Genomic DNA, 19,656 nt, shown 5'->3' on the forward strand with positions numbered 1-19,656 from the left:
GACGATAACTCCGATGAATTTTTCCCAGTTCTTTATTCAGCGGCCGATTTTCGCGGCTGTGCTTTCCTTGCTGATTCTGATTGCGGGCGGCATTTCGCTGTTCCAATTGCCTATCAGTGAATACCCCGAAGTCGTGCCGCCAACCGTAGTGGTGCGTGCCAGCTTCCCCGGTGCTAACCCTAAAGTGATTGGCGATACCGTTGCCGCTCCACTGGAGCAAGCCATTACCGGCGTGGAAAACATGCTGTACATGTCTTCGCAATCCACCGCCGACGGCAAAATCACCCTGACCATTACGTTTGCACTGGGCACTAATCTGGACACCGCCCAGGTGCAGGTGCAGAACCGCGTGACGCGGACGCAGCCCAAGCTGCCCGAAGAAGTGACGCGTATCGGTATCACGGTGGACAAGGCCTCGCCCGACCTGACCATGGTTGTGCACTTGACCTCGCCGGATCAGCGTTACGACATGCTCTACCTGTCCAACTACGCCATTCTCAATATCAAGGACGAACTGGCGCGTCTGGACGGTATCGGTGATGTACAGATGTTCGGCATGGGCGACTACTCACTGCGGGTATGGCTCGATCCCAACAAAACCGCATCGCGCAACCTGACCGCGACGGACGTGGTCACGGCTATCCGTGAGCAAAACCGTCAGGTCGCCGCCGGTGCTCTGGGCTCACCGCCTGCACCCAACGCGTCCAGCTTCCAGCTGTCGGTTAACACCCAAGGCCGTCTGGTCACAGAAGAAGAGTTCGAAAACATCATCATTCGCTCCGGCGATGATGGCCAGATCACGCGCCTCAAAGACATCGCCAGGGTTGAGCTGGGTTCCAGCCAGTACGCGTTGCGTTCGTTGCTGGACAACCAGCCGGCTGTGGCACTTCCCATTTTCCAGCGCCCCGGCTCCAATGCAATCCAGATCTCGAACGACGTTCGCGCCAAAATGGCCGAACTGAAGAAGAGCTTCCCGCAGGGCATGGACTACCAAATTGCCTACGACCCGACCATCTTCGTCCGTGGCTCGATTGAAGCGGTGGTTCATACCCTGTTTGAAGCCCTGATTCTGGTTGTACTGGTCGTCATCCTGTTTCTGCAAACCTGGCGCGCCTCGATTATTCCGCTGGTGGCCGTTCCCGTATCGCTGATCGGTACGTTTGCAGTGATGCATATGTTCGGCTTCTCGCTCAACGCCCTGTCGCTGTTCGGCCTGGTTTTGGCCATCGGTATCGTGGTGGACGATGCGATCGTGGTGGTGGAAAACGTCGAGCGGAATATCGAACTGGGGCTCAACCCCGTCGATGCGACCAAGCGGGCGATGCGTGAAGTGACCGGGCCGATCATTGCCACGGCATTGGTGCTGTGTGCGGTGTTCATCCCGGCCGCCTTTATTTCCGGCCTGACAGGCCAGTTCTATAAGCAGTTCGCGTTGACCATTGCCATCTCGACAGTGATCTCTGCCTTCAACTCGCTGACGTTGTCGCCTGCGCTGGCAGCGGTATTGCTTAAAGGCCATCACGCACCCAAAGATCGTTTCACCCGACTTTTGGACCGTCTGTTTGGTGGATGGCTGTTTGCTCCATTCAACCGTTTCTTCGTCAAAGCCAGTAACGGCTATGTCGGTACGGTGCGTCGGATCATTCGTGGCAGCGGGATAGCCATGTTGATTTACGCTGGCCTGATGGTGTTGACGTGGGCCGGATTTGCTCACACACCGACCGGCTTTGTACCGCCGCAAGACAAGCAATACCTGGTGGCCTTTGCTCAACTTCCGGATGCGGCCAGTCTGGATCGCACTGAAAGCGTGATCAAGCGCATGTCCGAGTTGGCCCTCAAGCAGCCAGGTGTGGCCAATTCGATAGCCTTCCCCGGACTGTCGATCAACGGCTTCACCAATAGCCCCAACAGCGGCATTGTGTTTGTCGCACTGAAATCGTTTGACGAGCGTAAAGACCCTAGCCAGTCCGCTGCTGCTATTGCCGCCACACTCAATGGTGAGTTCGCCGATATTCAAGAAGCCTATATCGCTATCTTCCCGCCGCCGCCGGTACAAGGTCTGGGCACCATTGGCGGGTTCCGCCTGCAAGTCGAGGACCGTGGCGGTCTGGGTTACGACGAGTTGTACAAGGAAGTGCAGAACGTCATCGCCAAAAGCCATGACGTGCCGGAACTGGCCGGCCTGTTCACCAGCTATCAGGTCAACGTTCCGCAAGTCGATGCCGCGATTGACCGTGAAAAGGCTAAAACCCACGGCGTGGCGATCAGCGACATCTTCGACACCTTGCAGATCTATCTAGGTTCGCTGTATGCCAACGATTTCAACCGCTTCGGACGTACTTATCAGGTAAACGTTCAAGCTGAGCAGCAGTTCCGTCTGGAGCCTGAGCAGATTGGCCAATTGAAAGTGCGTAATAACAAAGGCGAGATGATCCCGCTGGCGACCTTTATCAAGGTCAGCGATACCGCAGGCCCTGACCGCGTCATGCATTACAACGGTTTTGTCACTGCTGAAATCAACGGCGGCGCAGCACCGGGTTACAGTTCGGGTCAGGCCGAAGCAGCAATGGAAAAACTGCTTAAAGAAGAACTGCCTAACGGCATGACCTACGAATGGACTGAGCTGACCTTCCAGCAAATCCTCTCGGGCAATACCGCACTGTTTGTCTTCCCGCTCTGCGTACTGTTGGCGTTCCTGGTACTGGCCGCTCAATACGAAAGCTGGAGCCTGCCACTGGCAGTGATCCTGATCGTCCCGATGACGCTGCTATCAGCCATTACCGGGGTGATTCTCTCAGGCGGTGACAACAACATCTTCACTCAGATTGGCTTGATCGTTCTGGTGGGGTTGGCGTGCAAGAACGCCATTCTGATTGTCGAGTTCGCCAAGGATAAACAGGCAGAAGGGCTCGACCCGCTGGCTGCGGTACTGGAAGCTTGCCGCTTGCGTCTGCGGCCGATTCTGATGACTTCGTTCGCCTTCATCATGGGTGTGGTGCCTTTGGTACTTTCCAGCGGTGCCGGTTCAGAGATGCGCCACGCCATGGGTGTTGCGGTGTTCTCCGGAATGCTCGGGGTGACCTTCTTCGGCCTGCTGCTGACACCGGTGTTCTATGTATTGATTCGCCGCTATGTGGAGCGCAGTGAAGCACGCAAAGCCGCAAAACACCTGAAGTTGGAGTCGCAGCAATGAGCTTGAAAGTCTTTATGCCGAGCCTGTTGATGTTGGCCTTGAGTGCTTGCGCCGTTGGCCCGGACTTTAAAACCCCGGACACGGCACCAGCACAGATCAATGCCGACTATTTGAAGGGGTTTGACCGCGCCCACTTTGAAGGCATCTGGTGGCAGCAGTTTGACGACCCGACGCTGAATCAGTTGGTGACGCAATCACTTGACGGCAACCGCGAGTTGCGTGTGGCATTTGCCCGCCTACGGGCAGCGCGGGCCATTCGCGATGACGTCAGTAACGACGCCATGCCAACCATTACCAGCCGAGCCAGCAGTGATGTAGGCAAAGGACAAATACCGGGTCAGACCGAAAAGCGGGTCAACAGTGAACGCTACGATCTGGGTCTGGATATGGCCTGGGAAATCGACCTGTTTGGTCGTATTCAACGCGAACTGGAAGCCAGCGACGCTGACGAACAGGCTGCCGCGGCTGATCTTTACCAACTGCAAGTCACCATGATTGCTGAATTGGTGTATGCCTACGGCGAGCTGCGCGGCGCACAACTGCGTGAGCGCATCGCCCTGGACAACCTGAAAAACCAGCAAGACTCCAAGGCCATCACTGAAAGCCTGCGCGATGCGGGCGTGGGCGATCAATTGGACGTGGTGCGTGCGGACGCTCGCTTGGCTTCTGTTGAAGCCAGCGTCCCGCAGCTGCAAGCCGAGCAAGTGCGCGAGCGCAATCGTATCGCCACCTTATTGGGGCAACGGCCTGAGCAATTGAGCGTCGATTTGAGCCCTAAACAACTGCCGGCGATTGCCAAGGCATTGAACATCGGCAATCCCGGCGATCTGTTACAGCGCCGGCCGGACATCATGAGCGCCGAACGCAAACTGGCAGCCGCCACGGCTCGTATTGGCGTGGCCAAAGCCGATTTGTTCCCACGGGTCAGTCTGAGCGGATTCCTGGGATTTACCGCCGGGCGCGGGTCACAAATTGGCTCGGCGGCAGCCAATGCTTGGGCACTGGGCCCTCGTATTACTTGGCCGGCATTTGATCTGGGCAGTGTACGCGCCCGTTTGCGTGGCGCTGATGCCGAAGCTGAAGGCGCGTTGGCCAGTTACGAGCAGCAAGTTTTGTTAGCACTTGAGGAGTCAGACAACGCCTTCAGTGACTATGGCAAACGCCAGCAACGTCTGGTGTCGTTGATTCGTCAAAGTGAATCGAGCCGCACCGCCGCAGATTTGGCAGCGATACGCTATCGCGAAGGCACAGTGGACTTTTTAGTCCTGCTCGATGCCCAGCGCGAGCGTTTGGCCGCTGAAGACAGCCAGGCGCAGGCCGAGGTAGAACTTTATCGCGGCGTAGTGGCCATTTACAAAGCGTTGGGTGGCGGCTGGCAACCTGAGACCCTGGCCCGCGCGCACTGATTTAACGGCTGTACCCAAGAGCTCCTTTGGTTGGCCGCAACCAACCAATTTTTAGCCCTGCGCTCATTCGGTCGCGGGGCTTTTTTTTGGGTCCGAATCCGCCCGCTGTCGCCCCCGCCGTTTGACTCCAGCGCCAGACTGTCCCAATCTTGCAGCTCATACGCTCGCTTGTTTCTGGATATTGCATGGTTCAGCCTCGCCGTTACCTGTTTATCAGTTTGGTGTCTGCACTGATCGCAGGCGGTCTCTGGTATGGGATGCGCACCGTTCCTACGGTAGCTCCCGCCACCACTAGCCACAGTTACTCCGCTGCGCTCGAACAAGCTCATAACGGGCAGCCCGGTGCTGCGCGGGTTTTGTATCAGCAACTGGCCCGCACCGACCTCTCCGATATACGTCGTGCTAGCTTGCATGCCGAACTGCCTAACTATCCAAGCCCTCAAGCCTTGAAACTGGCAGATGCCGATCTGCTCAACTCCTCGCCTTTAGTGCGTCAGGCGGCGATCCAAAGCATTGTCGGCCTGGTGCCCAACGCTCAACGCACACTGCTGCTTGGCCCGTTACTGGACGACCCTGAACAAAGCGTACGGTTTGCGGCAGCCAATGCTTTGCTGGGTTTGTCGGCGGATGAACAAGGTCTGTACTTCGGACCGTTGCAACAAGTCATCGACGAGTATGAACGCGACCTCATGACTCGACCTGACGACGCGCAAGCACAAGGTCAGCTCGCTCGGTTGTACCTGCATGAAGGGCAATTGGATCAGGCTCAGGCAGCGCTTGAGAAAGTCACGGCCCTGGAGCCCGATAACCTGCGCGCGGTAGTCGCACAAGTAGAGTTGCTGGAGAAGCGCGGGCACGCTGATCAAGCACGGCAACTGTTGGCCAAGCAACTGCAAGCGCACCCGGACTCGGCTTACCTGCAACATGCCCTTGGGGTATGGCTGCTCAACCACGGCCAGACAGAATACGCATTGCTCGGCCTGGCTAAAGCCGTGGAGCTGGAACCTGATAACAGTGACTACCGGTACAAACTGGCGGTTGCCCTGCACGACCTTGAACAACTGGAAGCGGCGCAACGCCAACTTGAAGAACTGTTGCAGCGCCAACCCGCCAATCGCAAGGCCCGCATCCTGTTGATCCGCTACTGGAAGGAAACCGGGCAGCTACAGAACGTGCAGGTGTTACTGGCACAGCTTGAACAAATGAACCCCGATGATCCGGCTTTGCAGCAGGGACTTTAAAAGGGACTCACGGTTAGCACAAGCAGGCTGCCCGCTACTTCAGGCCCACGCGATAAAGCGCGCCATTCTCATCATCGGTCAAGACATACACATACCCGTCAGGCCCCTGGCGAACGTCGCGAATACGCGCGTTCAAGTCACCTAACAAGCGCTCCTCATGCACCACCTTGTCGCCATCGAGCTGTAGCCGTATCAAACCTTTATCTGCCAGCGCGCCAATAAACAAGCTGTGTTGCCAGGGCTTGAAGCGGTCTGCGTCGTAGAACGCCATGCCGCTGATGCCCGGCGATTTCTCCCAGACGTGATGAGGAACAACGGTGCCATCCAGCGTCTTGCCCTTGGCCTCGGGGATTGGCTGGGATGAATAATCAATGCCATGGGTCGCCAACGGCCAGCCATAGTTTTTGCCGGGCTCAATTACGTTGATTTCATCCCCGCCTTTGGGGCCATGTTCATGGGTCCAGAGCGCGCCCGACCATGGATTAAGTGCCGCCCCCTGTTGATTGCGATGACCGTAGGACCAGATTTCCGGCCGCACGCCTGACTCTTTCACAAAAGGGTTGTCGGTCGGGATTTTTCCGTCGGGGAAGATGCGCACAATTTTGCCTTGCAACTTGTCGAGATCCTGGGACGTGGGCCGCTGATTATTCTCGCCAAGCGCGATAAACAGATACCCATCGCCGTCGAAGACCAGTCGAGAACCAAAGTGATTACCCGTGGAGAGTTTGGGTGTTTGTCGAAAAATCACCTCAAAATTGTCCAGCTCGGTCAAATCATCCGATAAACGAGCGCGGCCAACCGCAGTACCTGCTTTACCTTCGTCGCCACCCTCTGCATACGACAAATACACCAGCCGGTCTTTAGCAAAAGTCGGCGACAGGACGACATCAAGCAATCCACCCTGCCCCTTGGCCCACACTTGCGGAACGCCTGACAGCGGCGCCGAGAGTTTGCCTTCAGGGCTTACTACCCGCAATTGTCCTGGTCGCTCGGTAATCAACATACCTTTATTGTTCGGCAGAAAAGCCACAGCCCAGGGATGATCCAGGCCTTGCACCACGGGTGTGACTGTCACGGTTCCCGCTTCGGAAGAAAAGCTCTTCTGCTCGTCGGCATGAACCGATAGTGCAACATTGAGCATTGACGAGGCGCACACAACAGCCAAAAGCGTTTTTCTCAACATGAGCTATTCCTTATTCGATTAACGGTTGTCTCGCGGTTGCAGCGACGGTGCTGTCGGCTTGACGGTCGCGGGCAACGACGGATTACGCGGATAGCCATTGCCCACTCCGCCATTTTCAAGGGTCGGGTTTTTCACCCTGGGCATGGTCGAAGGGCCTCTCGGCACTGGCGTGGAAGGAACGCTGCCTTGGCGGCTATTAGGATTGATACGCCGGATTGTGTTGTTGGTGCTGCCGGGCTGGGAGCCTTGTGCGATCCACTGGCTGCCGGGCGAGTCGGTAGCCGGAAACGGGTGTGCATTCGCGCACGTGACCGTGGCAAACCCTAATAGCAACAAGACGAGTTTGGATCGACAACTGTTCATCACGTTCTCCTTCTCTGCGCACCCTATATCTTTGAGGGACTCTTGGGCTGCAGGTTCGGTTTAAAACGTTAATACGCTCAATTTAAAGAGTCAAAATGTCACTCAATGTTGCTACGGGGCAGCGATAGCCTGGGAGCTTGCTGGGCGCTGATCACCCCGCAATCGGTGCATGTAGGCGTCTCAGCCATAGGCATCTGCTATGACGGACGCAAGCACTCTGAAGGCAGGGTGAAACCGATCTGGATGGCCACGCCGTCGGTTAGCACTGGAGGCGGGAGTCGCGGGATACACATGAGCGTGTAATCAAGGATAAGGATCAGGCCCGATTTCTATCACGGTCGATTCGCGAGCCTCTGCAATCAGCGCTTCGCGGCAGACCTGGTAGCAGTCCTCGATATGGCCGTTACCCACCATTTTCATCACGCCAAAGCTGATGGTGGCGGCCACTGCCTGACCGACAAAAGGCACAAACCGAATGACCGATTTGGTGGCTACCTTGGTGCCCATTTTGCGAACCAGCGACATGACTAACGTCCGACTGATGAATTTGCCGATGACTTCACTGCCAATGCCTGACACTGCGACCACGATGAGACGTCTGGATCGCGTGTCCATTTGTTCAATCTGTTGAGGAGTCAAACCGAATTTACTGTTGATTGCCGGCAGCATTTCAACCAGCAGCGCCACATCCGTTCCAATGTCCAGCCCTGGTATCGGAATGGCCGCTGCGCCAGCCGATACGGCAGAACGCTTGGTGACCATGGCTTTACATTCGTCACGAATGCGATCCAGCTCAGCTAATGATCTGATTAACATAGGATTCCCCGACTCAATAATAAATCCGACGCAGTCTACTACGCCCTTCAGCCACTCATGTCTGGCTTGCTTTAAATGTAGAGGGGATACGAGGCAAGAAATTCAGAAGAAGTATGAAATTTAGCCGCATGCGGGCTTTGGCGGGAGGGAAATCAGCCTGTACTCGCCAGGAGTACAGGCTTGGGGTGTTACACGTCTTTTTTAACTTTTGTCCACTCGGACTTGATTTTCTGAACGAAGGAATCTTTCGGCGCTTCTTTACAGGCGGTAATCACCAGAGGAGTGAGGGTTTCAACACCGTCGACGTCCAGCACAGCGTCTTCTACCTTGCCGCTTTTGTTAACGGCTTCACCCAGACCCACAGCAGTCGGCTGGAAGGTGTCTTTGACTGCCAGAAAGTCTTCGCACGTCCATTTCGAAACGGGCTTGGCATCAGCGGCCTGAGCCATTGAAGTCATGGCCACCAAACTTGCTGCGCCAATCATCAGGATGTACTTCTTCATATCAATATTTCCCTATTATCGAAAGAATGTGAGTGACATTGGTTATACCGCCAAGAACATAGTTGCCAAAACCGACCCTGTCAAAGAAGTAACGAAGGCGCTTCAGCCTGTGAACACGCTGTTGTAGATATCCAAAAGGCACACGAAATCATGGGACGAATTGATCTGTAAATCCGACCCTGTCTCTGTCGTCTCAGTTACCTCAAAGTGCCTGGAAAGCGTTCTTCCTGGCACTTGTAGCCGTCAGTTGGCCAATCTGATCATTGCGAAAGAATCACTTTCATCGCCTTCTCTTTAGCCGCATTACCGAATACTTCGTACGCTTCAAGAATGTCATTCAGGGCAAAGCGGTGAGTGATCAATTGACCGGCGTCAACTTTGCCGGACTGCACCGTTTTCATCAGCATGGGAGTGGTATTGGTATTCACCAGCCCGGTTGAAATCGTGACGTTCTGGATCCACAGTTTTTCCAGATGCAACTCAACACTTTTACCGTGTACGCCTACGTTGGCGATACTGCCGCCGGGGGCAACCACCGACTGGCAGGTGTCAAATGACGCAGGAATGCCCACAGCCTCAATAGCCACGTCCACCCCTACCCCTTGGGTCAGCTCAAAAATTCGCTCAACAGCATTTTGCGTGTTGATGTCGATTACGTGGGTTGCGCCAAACCGTTGAGCCACTTCCAGTCGGTTGGTATCACCATCGACCACGATCAACATGGCGGGTGAATAAAACTGAGCCGTCAGGAGCGCAGCCATACCGACAGGCCCAGCGCCTACAATCACGACACTGTCTCCCGGCTTGACCTTGCCTGCCAGCACGCCGATCTCAAAACCAGTGGGTAAAATATCGCTCAGCATCACCAGCGCTTCCTCGTCCGCTCCGGCGGGAACGGGATAAAGGCTGTTGTCGGCATGGGGAATACGCACATATTCAGCTTGGGTACCGTCAATCAGGTGCCCCAGAATCCAACCGCCGTCAGCACAATGGGAATACATCTGGCGGCGACAGTTCGGGCAACTGCCGCAGGACGTTATGCAAGAGATCAAGACATGATCACCCGGTTTGAAGTTGCGTACAGCCGAACCTACCGACTCAATCACGCCCACGCCTTCATGGCCCAATACGGTACCTTTAGCAACTTCCGGGACATCGCCCTTGAGGATATGCAGGTCCGTGCCACAGATGGTCGTGTGGAGGATACGAACGATAGCATCGGTCGGTTTATCGACGACCGGTGTTGGAACCTCGGCCCAGCTCTTTTCGCCCGGCCCCTGATAGGTGAGTGCTTTCATGATGGCTTTCCTTTCTCCGATCAGAATCAACAGCGATTGGCGCGCCATGCCTCTGCAACGCCCCCCTAAAGTCGTTCGATGGAGTAAAGCAGCCTTTGACCAATGCGCATTGCCGCAGGTCATAAAACCCGATGACTGCGTTCTTGCGCTCAAGGCGTATCGGAATCAACCGCGCCCGCTCCCGCGAATCAAACCCAAATCACCTGTTTTATCGCCTAGCAGACTTGAATCAGACGCTCTGCGGCGTACACCTGTTGTCACACCTATGCGACAATGCCCGCCATATCCGGCATGATTCCCGCCTTTTTTGCTCAGCAACCTGGACAAAACGTCCACGGGTTGCTCTCTACAAATGCGCGCTGGGTCAACTCACGCTCAGACTGGAGAGTCTTCGAATGGGCCCAAGCCCAAATCCGCGCTCTCTAAGCTATTGATAGGTAAAGTAATTGATCTCCACAGCTAACATCACCATGCAGTTCGGCGCAAAGCCGCTCTTTGAGAACGTTTCAGTAAAATTCGGCGCGGGTAACCGTTATGGCTTGATCGGCGCTAACGGTTGCGGCAAATCCACCTTCATGAAAATCCTCGGCGGCGACCTTGAGTCCTCCGGCGGTCAGGTCATGCTGGAGCCGAACGTGCGCCTGGGTAAGCTGCGCCAGGACCAGTTCGCGTACGAAGAATTCACCGTGATCGACACGGTGATCATGGGTCATGAAGAGCTGTGGAAGGTCAAGGCTGAGCGTGATCGCATCTACTCGATGCCCGAAATGACCGAAGCCCATGGCATGGCCGTCGCAGAGCTTGAAACAGAATTTGCTGAAATGGACGGCTACACCGCCGAGTCCCGTGCCGGCGAGTTGCTGCTGGGCCTGGGTATCGGCATTGAGCAACACAACGGCCCGATGAGCGAAGTCTCTCCGGGCTGGAAGCTGCGCGTATTGCTGGCTCAGGCACTGTTCTCCGATCCTGAAGTGCTGCTGCTCGACGAACCTACCAACCACTTGGATATCAACACCATCCGCTGGCTGGAAAACATTCTGACTCAGCGTAACAGTCTGATGATCATCATCTCTCACGACCGTCACTTCCTGAACAGCGTGTGCACCCACATGGCTGACCTGGACTACGGCGAGCTACGTCTGTTCCCGGGCAACTATGACGAATACATGACAGTCGCCACTCAGTCGCGCGAGCAACTGCTGTCGGAAAACGCCAAGAAGAAAGCACAGATCAACGAACTGCAATCGTTCGTCAGCCGTTTCTCGGCCAACGCCTCGAAATCCAAGCAGGCCAGCTCCCGTGCCAAGGCGATCGACAAGATCACCCTGGCCGAGGTCAAGCCTTCGAGCCGCGTCAGCCCGTTTATCCGTTTCGAGCAGACCAAAAAACTGCACCGTCAGGCGGTTATCGTCGATCAGATGGCCAAAGGCTTCGACGGCAAAACGCTGTTCAAGGATTTCAGCTTCACTGTTGAGGCGGGCGAGCGCGTAGCGATCATTGGCCCGAACGGTATCGGTAAAACCACCCTGCTGCGTACGCTGGTCAATGAACTGACGCCGGACGCCGGTACGGTCAAGTGGACAGAAGCCGCTGAGTTGGGCTATTACGCCCAGGATCATGCTCACGACTTTGAAGACGACATGACCCTGTTCGACTGGATGGGCCAGTGGACTCAAGGCGAGCAAATGGTGCGTGGCACCTTGGGCCGCATGCTGTTCTCCAACGATGACATCCTGAAGTCGGTGAAGGTGATTTCCGGTGGTGAGCAAGGCCGTATGTTGTTCGGCAAGCTGATCCTGCAAAAACCGAACGTACTGATCATGGACGAACCGACCAACCACTTGGACATGGAGTCTATCGAAGCGTTGAACCTGGCGCTCGAGAACTACCCTGGCACCTTGGTCTTCGTGAGTCATGACCGTGAGTTCGTGTCTTCGCTGGCCACTCGTATCATCGAGTTGAGCCCAAGCGGTGTAATCGACTTCAGCGGCACTTACGACGACTACCTGCGCAGCCAAGGCGTCGTGTTCTGATATCAGACACCGTCAATGACAAGCCAAGTGTCATAACAAATACCCCGTCCCGTTGACGGGGTTTTTTGTTTCAATGTCTGGACTTAAATAGTTAGCCTGCTTTCATTTATCCCCTCGTCACGCCATCATGCATGCCTCGACCGCCATTCGGACCGCTTGTCATGCCTGCGCAACACCCCTCGCCTGCTCATTCGCGGTCGGTCATGCTGCAAATTCTTTCAATCGTGATGTATACCTTCATCGCATTCATCTGCATCGGTTTACCGATTGCCGTATTGCCCGGCTATGTCAATGACCACCTGGGCTTCAGCGCAGTCGTAGCGGGGCTGACAATCGCTTCGCAATACCTTGCGACCTTGTTAAGCCGACCTTCTGCCGGGCGTCTGGTAGACAGCGTCGGAACCAAACCCGCCATTGTCTATGGATTAATCGGCATTGCCGTCAGCGGCGTTCTCACATCACTGGCAGTGTTGCTGGAGAACTGGCCATTACTCAGCCTGGCTGTGTTGCTGGTCGGTCGGGTGTTTCTGGGCGTTGCCCAAGGGCTAATCGGTGTCGGGACCATTAGCTGGGGGATTGCTCAGGTCGGCTCGCAACATACAGCGCGTGCCATCGGTTGGAACGGTATAGCCTCTTACGGTGCTATTGCTTTAGGCGCACCGCTGGGCGTGGTGATGATTGACGTTGCCGGTTTTTTCAGCCTGGGTATTGCCCTGCTGGGGTTGGCGTTATTGGCCTTAGTGCTGATCCGCAATAAACCCTCCATCCCGGTCATTCGAGGCGTGCGCATGCCCTTCTGGTCGGTGTTCGGCTTGATTGCACCTTTTGGCATCAGCTTGACGCTCGCTTCTATCGGCTACGGCACACTCACCACCTTCGTGACGCTCTTTTATATTGACCGTGGGTGGAACGGAGCGGCGTATTGCCTCTCCGTTTTTGGTGTTTGCTTTATTCTGGCCCGACTGATCTTCACCAATAGCATCAACCGTTTTGGTGGCTACAGCGTGGCGATAGCCTGCATAACCATCGAAACCTGCGGCCTGATATTACTTTGGTTGGCCCCTTCGGCTGTGTATGCCTTGATCGGCGCAGGCATGACCGGTTTTGGCCTGTCACTGGTGTACCCGGCCCTGGGTGTGGAAGCTGTGAAGCAAGTGCCCATCTCGAGCCGAGGGGCAGGCCTTAGCGCATATGCCGTATTTTTCGATCTGGCACTGGCTATCGCGGGTCCGGTCATGGGCGCTATTGCCTTGAATATGGGTTACCCGTCGATATTCTTCAGTGCTGCGGCATTGAGTGTGCTTGGAGTGCTAATTGTTGTAGGGCTTTCCTTACGCAAAACAGCTTAGTTACTAAAAAACACAACTAAAAACACATACACAACTTTCTTTCCAGGCCATGCAAAGCGGCATTTATCATGCATGGCTTATCACCTTGCAACATCAAGCATTAAAGGTGCCCTAAAGCCATTATTGCGCATTAATTATTTTTAGCCAGTATACGCCGCGCCGACCAGACTCGGTACCAAGTGCCCGATACCTACAATTGAAAGTTCTGACTGAGTAATAATAAAATGCGCTTCTTGATCAAAGCTTTGACCCTGCCCGTTTTAATCATCGGCCTGCAAAACGTTGCATTGGCAGATTACAAAATTGATTCCGGCCCTCCTGGCGGCTGGCCATGCTGCCCTTTCAGTGATGCCATGCTGAAAACCGATGTGCTGCCGATTACCAACGCCACTCAAAAACTACTGCAAATACAGGGGGTCACGTTTAACTGGAAAGAAGGAAATCGCGCCGATGTTGGCGTTATTGCGCAAGATGTACAAAAGGTTTACCCGCAATTAGTCCGACAGGACAAACAGTACCTTCGCGTGGACTACGAAAAGTTGGTGGGCCCGCTGATTGAGTCCGTTCGAGAAATGGACGCCCGCATCAAACAACTCGAAGCAGTCCAAAAGACTCATTAAATTCGACATCTATATAACGGTCATTTGCACAGACTACTGGCCGTTGTATACAGTTCTTGTATTGAATACTGACTTTAACGTCTGATTAAAAAAACGCCCCGCTTCACTGATCAGACTTCGATGTATATCCTCTCGATCAACGCCTTGCGCATCGGTACACACTTCAGGCATCAGCGCCTTTTGTTCATCATTACAAGGCGCCATAAATACAAAATGCCCTGCACCGGTAATCACGTTGAACTCAGGTTCTACCGGTAACTTACGTGCCAGCGCATCGGCGTTTTTGTCAGGGGCAACCAACTGATCCTTCTCACCGCTATACAGCAATACCGGCACATGCACCTCGGCCAGGGTCTGACGGCCAAACATCAAACCCAGCGGTGCCATTAATAAAAGCGCTCCGACCCGCGGGTCGGCTATTGGCACAAGATCATCTCGATCGGCAATCAGCTCGCCCTGGTTGTTACACGCGTCTCGGTCATCCGGACGTTCCTGGCAATAATTGCGCAATCGCTGCAGGTCGGGTTGGGCACCCGCTAAAATCAAGGCCGTTTCACCACCGGCCGAATAGCCGATAACCCCTACTTGATCGTCATGCACATACGCCGATAAACGTGGGTCAGCCAAGGTTGCAGTGATGGCTGCTGAAATCTGCATCGGTCGTCCGTACAAGTTACTCAACGTACCCAGACGGCTGTGGTCTTTGTAGTTATCGCCGGGATGTAGAACCGCCACCACCACAAAACCCTCGCGCGCCAACGAAGTTGCCAGATCATGCAACGCCATCGGCGTGCCTGTATTGCCATGAGACAGCATCAACATCGGGAAATGACCCAAGGCAATCTTTGCCTCTTCAGTGGCTTGAACGGTGTAGTTGCCCAAGTGAGTCACCCCGTCCGGATCACTGGAGGGATAGAAGGCGATAGCGTGCATCGGCTGATCATCCAGGGGGTCGAGAAAACTCAGACGATGAAAGCCCGCGCTCCAATGATGGGCAGGCTCGGCTTGCACCATGAAGGGGCACCCAGCCAATAAAAGGATAAAGACAGCGCACAGTCGCGTCATGGGTGCCCACCTTTTTATGCACACAACGTGAAAATAACGTCACTGCATCTTTTAGGCCCGGTTTGCGGGCAGTGGCATTGTTGATATACAGAGCAGACGAAAAAAACTCCGTATCCCGGCGTTGTAGAACGCCAGCATACAGAGCTTAATTCGTGAGGTTGCTTACGCTGCGCTGAACAACTCCTGATTGATCTGCGCGTGAGCATCATTCATGGCTTTACTGCGCAGTTCATCCCCATACGCCAAACCGTGGGCACGAACAAACTCAACATCAGTGATGCCCAAAAAGCCCAGCACTACCTTCAAGTAATCCTCATGAGCCACACCGGTAGCCTGGCCGGAGTGCAGGCCGCCCGAGGTCGATACCACGATGACTTTCTTGCCGCCGCAAAGGCCTTCAGGGCCGTTTTCGGTGTAACGGAAGGTCTGACCTGCTACCGCAATGCGGTCAATCCAGGCCTTGAGCTGAGTTGGAATGGTGAAGTTGTACATCGGTGCGCCAATCACCACCGCGTCGGCAGCCATGAATTGGGCCAATGTGTCCGCACTCAGTTGTGCTTCGTGCTTCTGTGCAGCGTCACGCAATTCAGCAGGCGTGCCCGCAGCCACTAGAGTCGCCGCCGAGAAATGCTCGATGGCTTCAGCCGCTACGTCGCGATAGCTGACGTCCAGGCCTGAATCTGCGGCCTGCCAGGCTTTAACCACTTCACCGCTCAGCTGACGCGAAGCCGAGTTGTCGCCCAGAATGCTCGAATCGATGTGCAAAAGTTTCATGCTGTTCTCCAGTGAGGACCGCTGCGGGGCGATCTGATGGCAGCGATACTACGGGTGAAAGCAATCGACGATAAGTCCGCTCTCGTGCGATAGTTCGTTCTACTTGTAGGACAGTGAGACTTCAGCATGCAGGATCTTAACGATCTCTATTATTTCGCCAAGGTTGTCGAAGCCGGTGGGTTCGCGGCCGCCGGTCGCCTGCTGGGCATTCCCAAATCGCGCCTGTCACGACGGGTCGCTGAACTTGAGGAGCGCCTTGGCGCTCGCCTTCTGCAACGTACCACGCGGCAACTTAAGCTGACCGCCGTCGGTGAGCGCTATCTGAGCCACTGCCAGGCCATGCTCTTGCAAGCCGAAATGGCCGATGAAGCGGTGGCCAGCATGTCCAGTGAGCCCCGTGGCCGCCTGCGTGTTTCTTGTCCTGTAGGGCTGGCCCATGAATTTATGCCCGAGGTGATCAGCTCATTTTTACGCGCCTATCCCCATGTTCAACTGGAAGTCATCCTGCTCAATCGCCGTGTCGATTTGATCACCGAAGGTATTGATGTGGCCTTGCGCGTACGCGAGAAAGGCGATGAAGACCCGTTGCTCGCCACCCGCTGGTTGCGCCAGGCGCGGACAGCGATGGTGGCCAGCCCTGAGTTCGCCCGGCAATGGCCGATCAATAGCCCCGAAGACTTGAAAAACGTGCCGTTGCTGGGTGCGCTGGAGCCTGATCGCATGGTGCATTTGCGCATGCTCGATGCACAGGGCAAAGCCTGTGAACTGACAATGGAGGCACGGTTGGGCATCGATGACTTTGTGGTGCGCAAGGCCTGTACGCTCTCGGGGCTGGGCTTTACCGTGCTGCCCATGATGTATTGCGAGCAGGAACTGGAAAGTGGTCAGCTAGTGCAAATCCTGCCTGACTGGTCATTGCCTGGGGGCTGGTTGCATGCCGTGTATCCGCATCGACGCGGAGTGATGCCAGCCGTGCGGGCCTGGATTGAACACTTGGTTGAAACCTTTGAACGATGTGGGGACAAGGTGCTATGAACCAGAACAACACCATGACCAAACACCAGGTCGCCGCGTTCTGTCGCAGCCTGCCGGGGGTGAAAGAAGACGTGAAATGGGGCGGGGTCGAAGTGTTCTACATCGACCAGAACAAGATGTTTGCCCTGTTTAACCTGAACAGCAACGGCCTTTCGTTCAAAGTCGAAAAAGACCTGTTCCTGGGCTATATCGATCGCCCCGGCATACGCCCGTCGCCATATCTGGCGCGTGCGTAATGGATCAATATGCAAGCGCCCTACCCGATGGGCGCTGACGAACTGCAAGACTTGCTGCGACGTTCCCACCAACTGGTAGTCAACAAACTGCCGAAAAAGCGCCAAATCGGCTTGCTGCTTTAACGTTTAGAACTTGAAGTATTTCAGGTACAGCACGTCTATCCACAGCGCTTGATGCACGGCCACGATCAACCAGAACCACAGTTGATACGACAGCTTGCGAGTTTTATGGCGAAACACCTGCTGGGCCAGCAACGCGCCCGGCCAACCACCCAGCAGCTCAATGGCATGCAGAACCTTTTCGGGGATTCGCCACTCGCCCGCTTTTGCCTGTCGTTTGTCGTAGCCATACATCCCGAACGCCAACCCACTGGCGAGTACATACGCCAGTAGTGGCAAGCCTGTCGAACCCGACACATACAGGTTCAGTGCCCCACCCAGCGGCAAGGCGCAAAGCAGCACAAAGATAAGGAGCTTGCGTTTCATGCCACGAATCGGCGCATCCGCCAGCCCTGCCCCATCCTTTGCCGTACGCCGTGGCTGTGCGTTTTTTTTCACGCTGAGGCCGCAGACCAGTCAATCCAGCCAAACTGCCAGGTCGCCAGAATTAACAGACCAAAAGCAATGCGATACCAAGCAAACGCGGCGTAGCTGTGGTTGGAAATAAACTTGAGTAATGCCCGCACGGCAATCATCGCGAAGATAAACGAGGTGATGAAACCGATGGCAAACACCGGCAAATCATCCGGCTGGAATAGATGACGGTATTTGTAACCCGAGTATACCGCCGCGCCCACCATGGTCGGCATTGCCAGAAAGAATGAAAACTCAGTGGCGGCTTTGCGCGACAAGCCAAACAGCAGCCCACCAATAATGGTTGAGCCGGAGCGCGACGTGCCGGGGATCATGGCCAGACACTGGGCAAAACCGATCTTCACCGCGTCTTTCCAAGTCATGTCGTCCACAGTTTCTGCGCGAATCACATGTTGGCGGCGCTCTGCCCACAGCATAATCACACCGCCCACCACCAACGCTGCGGCAACGGTAATCGGGTTGAACAGGTATTCGTGGATCACATCCGCAAAAATCACCCCCAGCACCACGGCCGGCAGTACCGCGATAATCAAGTTGGCGGTGAACCAACGCGCCTGGGGTTGTGTGGGCAAGCCGATGACCACGTCGAGGATCTTGCGACGGAATTCCCAGACAACAGCCAGAATGGCGCCCAGCTGAATAATGATGTTGAACGCCATGGCGCGCTCGCCACCGAAATTCAACAAGTCCGCGACAATGATTTGGTGACCGGTGCTGGAAATCGGCAAGAATTCCGTCAGGCCTTCCACTACACCGAGTATCAACGCCTGTGCGGCAGTCCAAAGATCCATCATTCCCCCATAAAGCTCTGCCTCATGCAGAGCGGATTAGTCTCAATTAAATGTGTGCAACTGGATGAGTGACAAACAGGTCTTGCTCCTGTGACGGCGCTTAAAACCTGTTCTGTATCAATAAAGATTCAGCTTTGCCAATTGCGGCCGAGATCCTATCAGACACGTTCGTCTTTCGCTGCTATGTCTGCGCAGTCTTCATCTTGTCTACATAGCCAGGACGCAGTGGGTTGAACTACCAGAAGAATAAAAAAGGAGTTTTGCTTTTATGAATACCTTACGCAGGTTATCCATCAGCCGACGTTTAGGGCTGATTTTGGTTGTATCAATGGCCATGTTGCTGGCATTGGGCATGTTGATGTTGAAGCAGATACATGACGACTTGTATGACGGTAAAGCGCAAAAAACCCGCCATGTCGTGCAAGCCGTCAGCGGTGTTCTCGCCTATTACCACGGTCTGGAAACTGCGGGCACATTGTCTAAAACAGTCGCGCAGCAACAGGCACTCACCGTGATCAGCCAGCTGCGCTATGACCATGACGACTACTTCTGGATCAACGACCTGCGGCCTTTTATGGTCATGCACCCCACCAATCCCAAGCTCGATGGCAAAGACGTGTCGTCCATCAAAGATCCCGACGGTGTCGCGCTGTTCAGTGAGATGGCTGCTGTCGCTAAAACCAAAGGCCAGGGCGTCGTCGATTACCGTTGGCCAAAACCGGGGGCACAGGAACCGGTGCAAAAGACTTCTTATGTGCAATTGTTCGAGCCGTGGGGGTGGGTCATTGGCTCCGGGATTTATATCGACGACATGCAGGCCGAGTTTGCGGCGCAAGCCTGGAAAGCTACGTGGGCAGGCCTTTGTATTGCACTGGTGATGGCGGCGCTGGTGATTCTGATAGCCCGCAGTATCGTTCGCCCTTTGCGAGAAGCCGTACTGGCCATGGCCAATATTGCCAGTGGTGAAAGCGATCTGACCCGTCGCCTAGACACCCATGGCCGCGATGAAATTACCCAGTTGGGCCAGCATTTCAACGCCTTTACCCACAAACTGCGTACGGTGATCAGCCACTTGCAAGGCACAGCCACAGCGCTCGAACAGTCCTCTACAGCGCTGGGCAACGATGCCAGCGAGGCGCAACAGCGCTGTCAGCAT

16 protein-coding genes and 2 pseudogenes are annotated in these 19,656 nt (G+C 55.1%); 9 read left to right on the top strand and 9 right to left on the bottom strand.

Going from position 1 to position 19,656, the window contains the following annotated elements:
* Positions 1-13 precede the first annotated feature (13 nt).
* The 3 genes from GHN86_RS06705 to GHN86_RS06715 all read left to right on the top strand — a co-directional run bounded on the left by GHN86_RS06705 (position 14) and on the right by GHN86_RS06715 (position 5,840).
* Entirely contained in the window at positions 14-3,193 is a 3,180-nt protein-coding gene (locus GHN86_RS06705; RefSeq protein WP_153378277.1) for an efflux RND transporter permease subunit, read from the top strand.
* Positions 3,190-4,599 (top strand): efflux transporter outer membrane subunit, encoded by a 1,410-nt coding sequence (locus tag GHN86_RS06710; protein WP_153378278.1) that lies wholly within the window; start codon positions 3,190-3,192, stop codon positions 4,597-4,599. Before GHN86_RS06705 ends, GHN86_RS06710 begins: the two co-directional genes overlap by 4 nt.
* A 185-nt stretch (positions 4,600-4,784) precedes the next feature.
* Positions 4,785-5,840 carry a tetratricopeptide repeat protein gene (locus GHN86_RS06715; protein WP_153378279.1) on the top strand — a complete coding sequence of 352 codons (1,056 nt, stop codon included), beginning with the start codon at positions 4,785-4,787 and terminating at the stop codon, positions 5,838-5,840.
* Between the two features lie 34 nt (positions 5,841-5,874).
* Here the strand turns inward: GHN86_RS06715 and GHN86_RS06720 are convergent, their stop codons facing one another.
* The 5 genes from GHN86_RS06720 to GHN86_RS06740 form a co-directional block, all read right to left on the bottom strand.
* Complete coding sequence (locus tag GHN86_RS06720; protein WP_153378280.1) at positions 5,875-7,023, bottom strand: PQQ-dependent sugar dehydrogenase; 1,149 nt, start codon at positions 7,021-7,023, stop codon at positions 5,875-5,877.
* Positions 7,024-7,041: 18 nt separating this feature from the next.
* Positions 7,042-7,386, bottom strand: a complete 345-nt coding sequence (locus GHN86_RS06725; protein WP_153378281.1) for a hypothetical protein — start codon at positions 7,384-7,386, stop codon at positions 7,042-7,044.
* A gap of 303 nt (positions 7,387-7,689) precedes the next feature.
* A complete protein-coding gene (locus tag GHN86_RS06730) occupies positions 7,690-8,202 on the bottom strand; it encodes a hypothetical protein (RefSeq protein ID WP_122785950.1) in 513 nt (170 codons plus the stop codon).
* Between the two features lie 188 nt (positions 8,203-8,390).
* Positions 8,391-8,705 carry an acid-activated periplasmic chaperone HdeA gene (gene hdeA / locus GHN86_RS06735; RefSeq protein ID WP_153378282.1) on the bottom strand — a complete coding sequence of 105 codons (315 nt, stop codon included), beginning with the start codon at positions 8,703-8,705 and terminating at the stop codon, positions 8,391-8,393.
* Positions 8,706-8,965: 260 nt separating this feature from the next.
* Entirely contained in the window at positions 8,966-10,003 is a 1,038-nt protein-coding gene (locus GHN86_RS06740; protein ID WP_153378283.1) for a zinc-dependent alcohol dehydrogenase family protein, read from the bottom strand.
* Positions 10,004-10,449: 446 nt separating this feature from the next.
* Between GHN86_RS06740 and GHN86_RS06745 the strand changes: the two genes are divergently transcribed.
* The 3 genes from GHN86_RS06745 to GHN86_RS06755 all read left to right on the top strand — a co-directional run bounded on the left by GHN86_RS06745 (position 10,450) and on the right by GHN86_RS06755 (position 14,005).
* Complete coding sequence (locus GHN86_RS06745; protein ID WP_153378284.1) at positions 10,450-12,036, top strand: ABC-F family ATPase; 1,587 nt, start codon at positions 10,450-10,452, stop codon at positions 12,034-12,036.
* A 161-nt stretch (positions 12,037-12,197) separates the two neighbouring features.
* Positions 12,198-13,385, top strand: coding sequence for an MFS transporter (locus tag GHN86_RS06750; RefSeq protein ID WP_153378285.1), 1,188 nt, complete (start codon positions 12,198-12,200; stop codon positions 13,383-13,385).
* A 224-nt stretch (positions 13,386-13,609) separates the two neighbouring features.
* The gene (locus GHN86_RS06755; protein WP_153378286.1) at positions 13,610-14,005 is read left to right on the top strand and encodes a tail fiber domain-containing protein; all 396 of its coding nucleotides are present in this window, start codon (positions 13,610-13,612) and stop codon (positions 14,003-14,005) included.
* Positions 14,006-14,038: 33 nt separating this feature from the next.
* On the opposite strand, the gene GHN86_RS06760 is transcribed toward GHN86_RS06755, so the two are convergent.
* Positions 14,039-15,070 carry an alpha/beta hydrolase family protein gene (locus GHN86_RS06760; protein ID WP_153386280.1) on the bottom strand — a complete coding sequence of 344 codons (1,032 nt, stop codon included), beginning with the start codon at positions 15,068-15,070 and terminating at the stop codon, positions 14,039-14,041.
* A 162-nt stretch (positions 15,071-15,232) separates the two neighbouring features.
* Complete coding sequence (locus GHN86_RS06765) at positions 15,233-15,844, bottom strand: FMN-dependent NADH-azoreductase (RefSeq protein ID WP_153378288.1); 612 nt, start codon at positions 15,842-15,844, stop codon at positions 15,233-15,235.
* 126 nt (positions 15,845-15,970) lie between these two features.
* On the opposite strand from GHN86_RS06765, the gene GHN86_RS06770 reads away from it, so the two are divergent.
* Together GHN86_RS06770 and GHN86_RS06775 are read left to right on the top strand one after the other, a co-directional pair.
* Positions 15,971-16,879, top strand: a complete 909-nt coding sequence (locus GHN86_RS06770) for a LysR substrate-binding domain-containing protein (protein WP_153378289.1) — start codon at positions 15,971-15,973, stop codon at positions 16,877-16,879.
* A 14-nt stretch (positions 16,880-16,893) separates the two neighbouring features.
* Positions 16,894-17,238, top strand: a pseudogene (locus GHN86_RS06775) (MmcQ/YjbR family DNA-binding protein).
* A 3-nt stretch (positions 17,239-17,241) separates the two neighbouring features.
* Here the strand turns inward: GHN86_RS06775 and GHN86_RS06780 are convergent.
* Both GHN86_RS06780 and GHN86_RS06785 read right to left on the bottom strand, forming a co-directional pair.
* A complete protein-coding gene (locus tag GHN86_RS06780; RefSeq protein ID WP_153378290.1) occupies positions 17,242-17,601 on the bottom strand; it encodes a DUF1294 domain-containing protein in 360 nt (119 codons plus the stop codon).
* A gap of 68 nt (positions 17,602-17,669) precedes the next feature.
* Positions 17,670-18,500, bottom strand: a complete 831-nt coding sequence (locus GHN86_RS06785) for an undecaprenyl-diphosphate phosphatase (protein WP_153378291.1) — start codon at positions 18,498-18,500, stop codon at positions 17,670-17,672.
* A gap of 358 nt (positions 18,501-18,858) precedes the next feature.
* Here GHN86_RS06785 and GHN86_RS24015 point away from each other — a divergent pair.
* Positions 18,859-19,545, top strand: a pseudogene (locus GHN86_RS24015) (cache domain-containing protein); the annotation flags it as partial.
* Between the last annotated feature and the right edge of the window lie 111 nt (positions 19,546-19,656).

Origin of the sequence: Pseudomonas helleri, assembly GCF_009600315.1 — a bacterium.
In the GTDB taxonomy this organism is placed as follows: domain Bacteria; phylum Pseudomonadota; class Gammaproteobacteria; order Pseudomonadales; family Pseudomonadaceae; genus Aquipseudomonas; species Aquipseudomonas helleri_A.

Coding starts and splice junctions, on each gene's coding strand:
- GHN86_RS06705 (WP_153378277.1), top strand. CDS start 14: ATGAATTTTTCCCAGTTCTTTATTCAGCGGCCGATTTTCGCGGCTGTG.
- GHN86_RS06710 (WP_153378278.1), top strand. CDS start 3,190: ATGAGCTTGAAAGTCTTTATGCCGAGCCTGTTGATGTTGGCCTTGAGT.
- GHN86_RS06715 (WP_153378279.1), top strand. CDS start 4,785: ATGGTTCAGCCTCGCCGTTACCTGTTTATCAGTTTGGTGTCTGCACTG.
- GHN86_RS06720 (WP_153378280.1), bottom strand. CDS start 7,023: ATGTTGAGAAAAACGCTTTTGGCTGTTGTGTGCGCCTCGTCAATGCTC.
- GHN86_RS06725 (WP_153378281.1), bottom strand. CDS start 7,386: ATGAACAGTTGTCGATCCAAACTCGTCTTGTTGCTATTAGGGTTTGCC.
- GHN86_RS06730 (WP_122785950.1), bottom strand. CDS start 8,202: ATGTTAATCAGATCATTAGCTGAGCTGGATCGCATTCGTGACGAATGT.
- hdeA (WP_153378282.1), bottom strand. CDS start 8,705: ATGAAGAAGTACATCCTGATGATTGGCGCAGCAAGTTTGGTGGCCATG.
- GHN86_RS06740 (WP_153378283.1), bottom strand. CDS start 10,003: ATGAAAGCACTCACCTATCAGGGGCCGGGCGAAAAGAGCTGGGCCGAG.
- GHN86_RS06750 (WP_153378285.1), top strand. CDS start 12,198: ATGCCTGCGCAACACCCCTCGCCTGCTCATTCGCGGTCGGTCATGCTG.
- GHN86_RS06755 (WP_153378286.1), top strand. CDS start 13,610: ATGCGCTTCTTGATCAAAGCTTTGACCCTGCCCGTTTTAATCATCGGC.
- GHN86_RS06760 (WP_153386280.1), bottom strand. CDS start 15,070: ATGACGCGACTGTGCGCTGTCTTTATCCTTTTATTGGCTGGGTGCCCC.
- GHN86_RS06765 (WP_153378288.1), bottom strand. CDS start 15,844: ATGAAACTTTTGCACATCGATTCGAGCATTCTGGGCGACAACTCGGCT.
- GHN86_RS06770 (WP_153378289.1), top strand. CDS start 15,971: ATGCAGGATCTTAACGATCTCTATTATTTCGCCAAGGTTGTCGAAGCC.
- GHN86_RS06780 (WP_153378290.1), bottom strand. CDS start 17,601: ATGAAACGCAAGCTCCTTATCTTTGTGCTGCTTTGCGCCTTGCCGCTG.
- GHN86_RS06785 (WP_153378291.1), bottom strand. CDS start 18,500: ATGGATCTTTGGACTGCCGCACAGGCGTTGATACTCGGTGTAGTGGAA.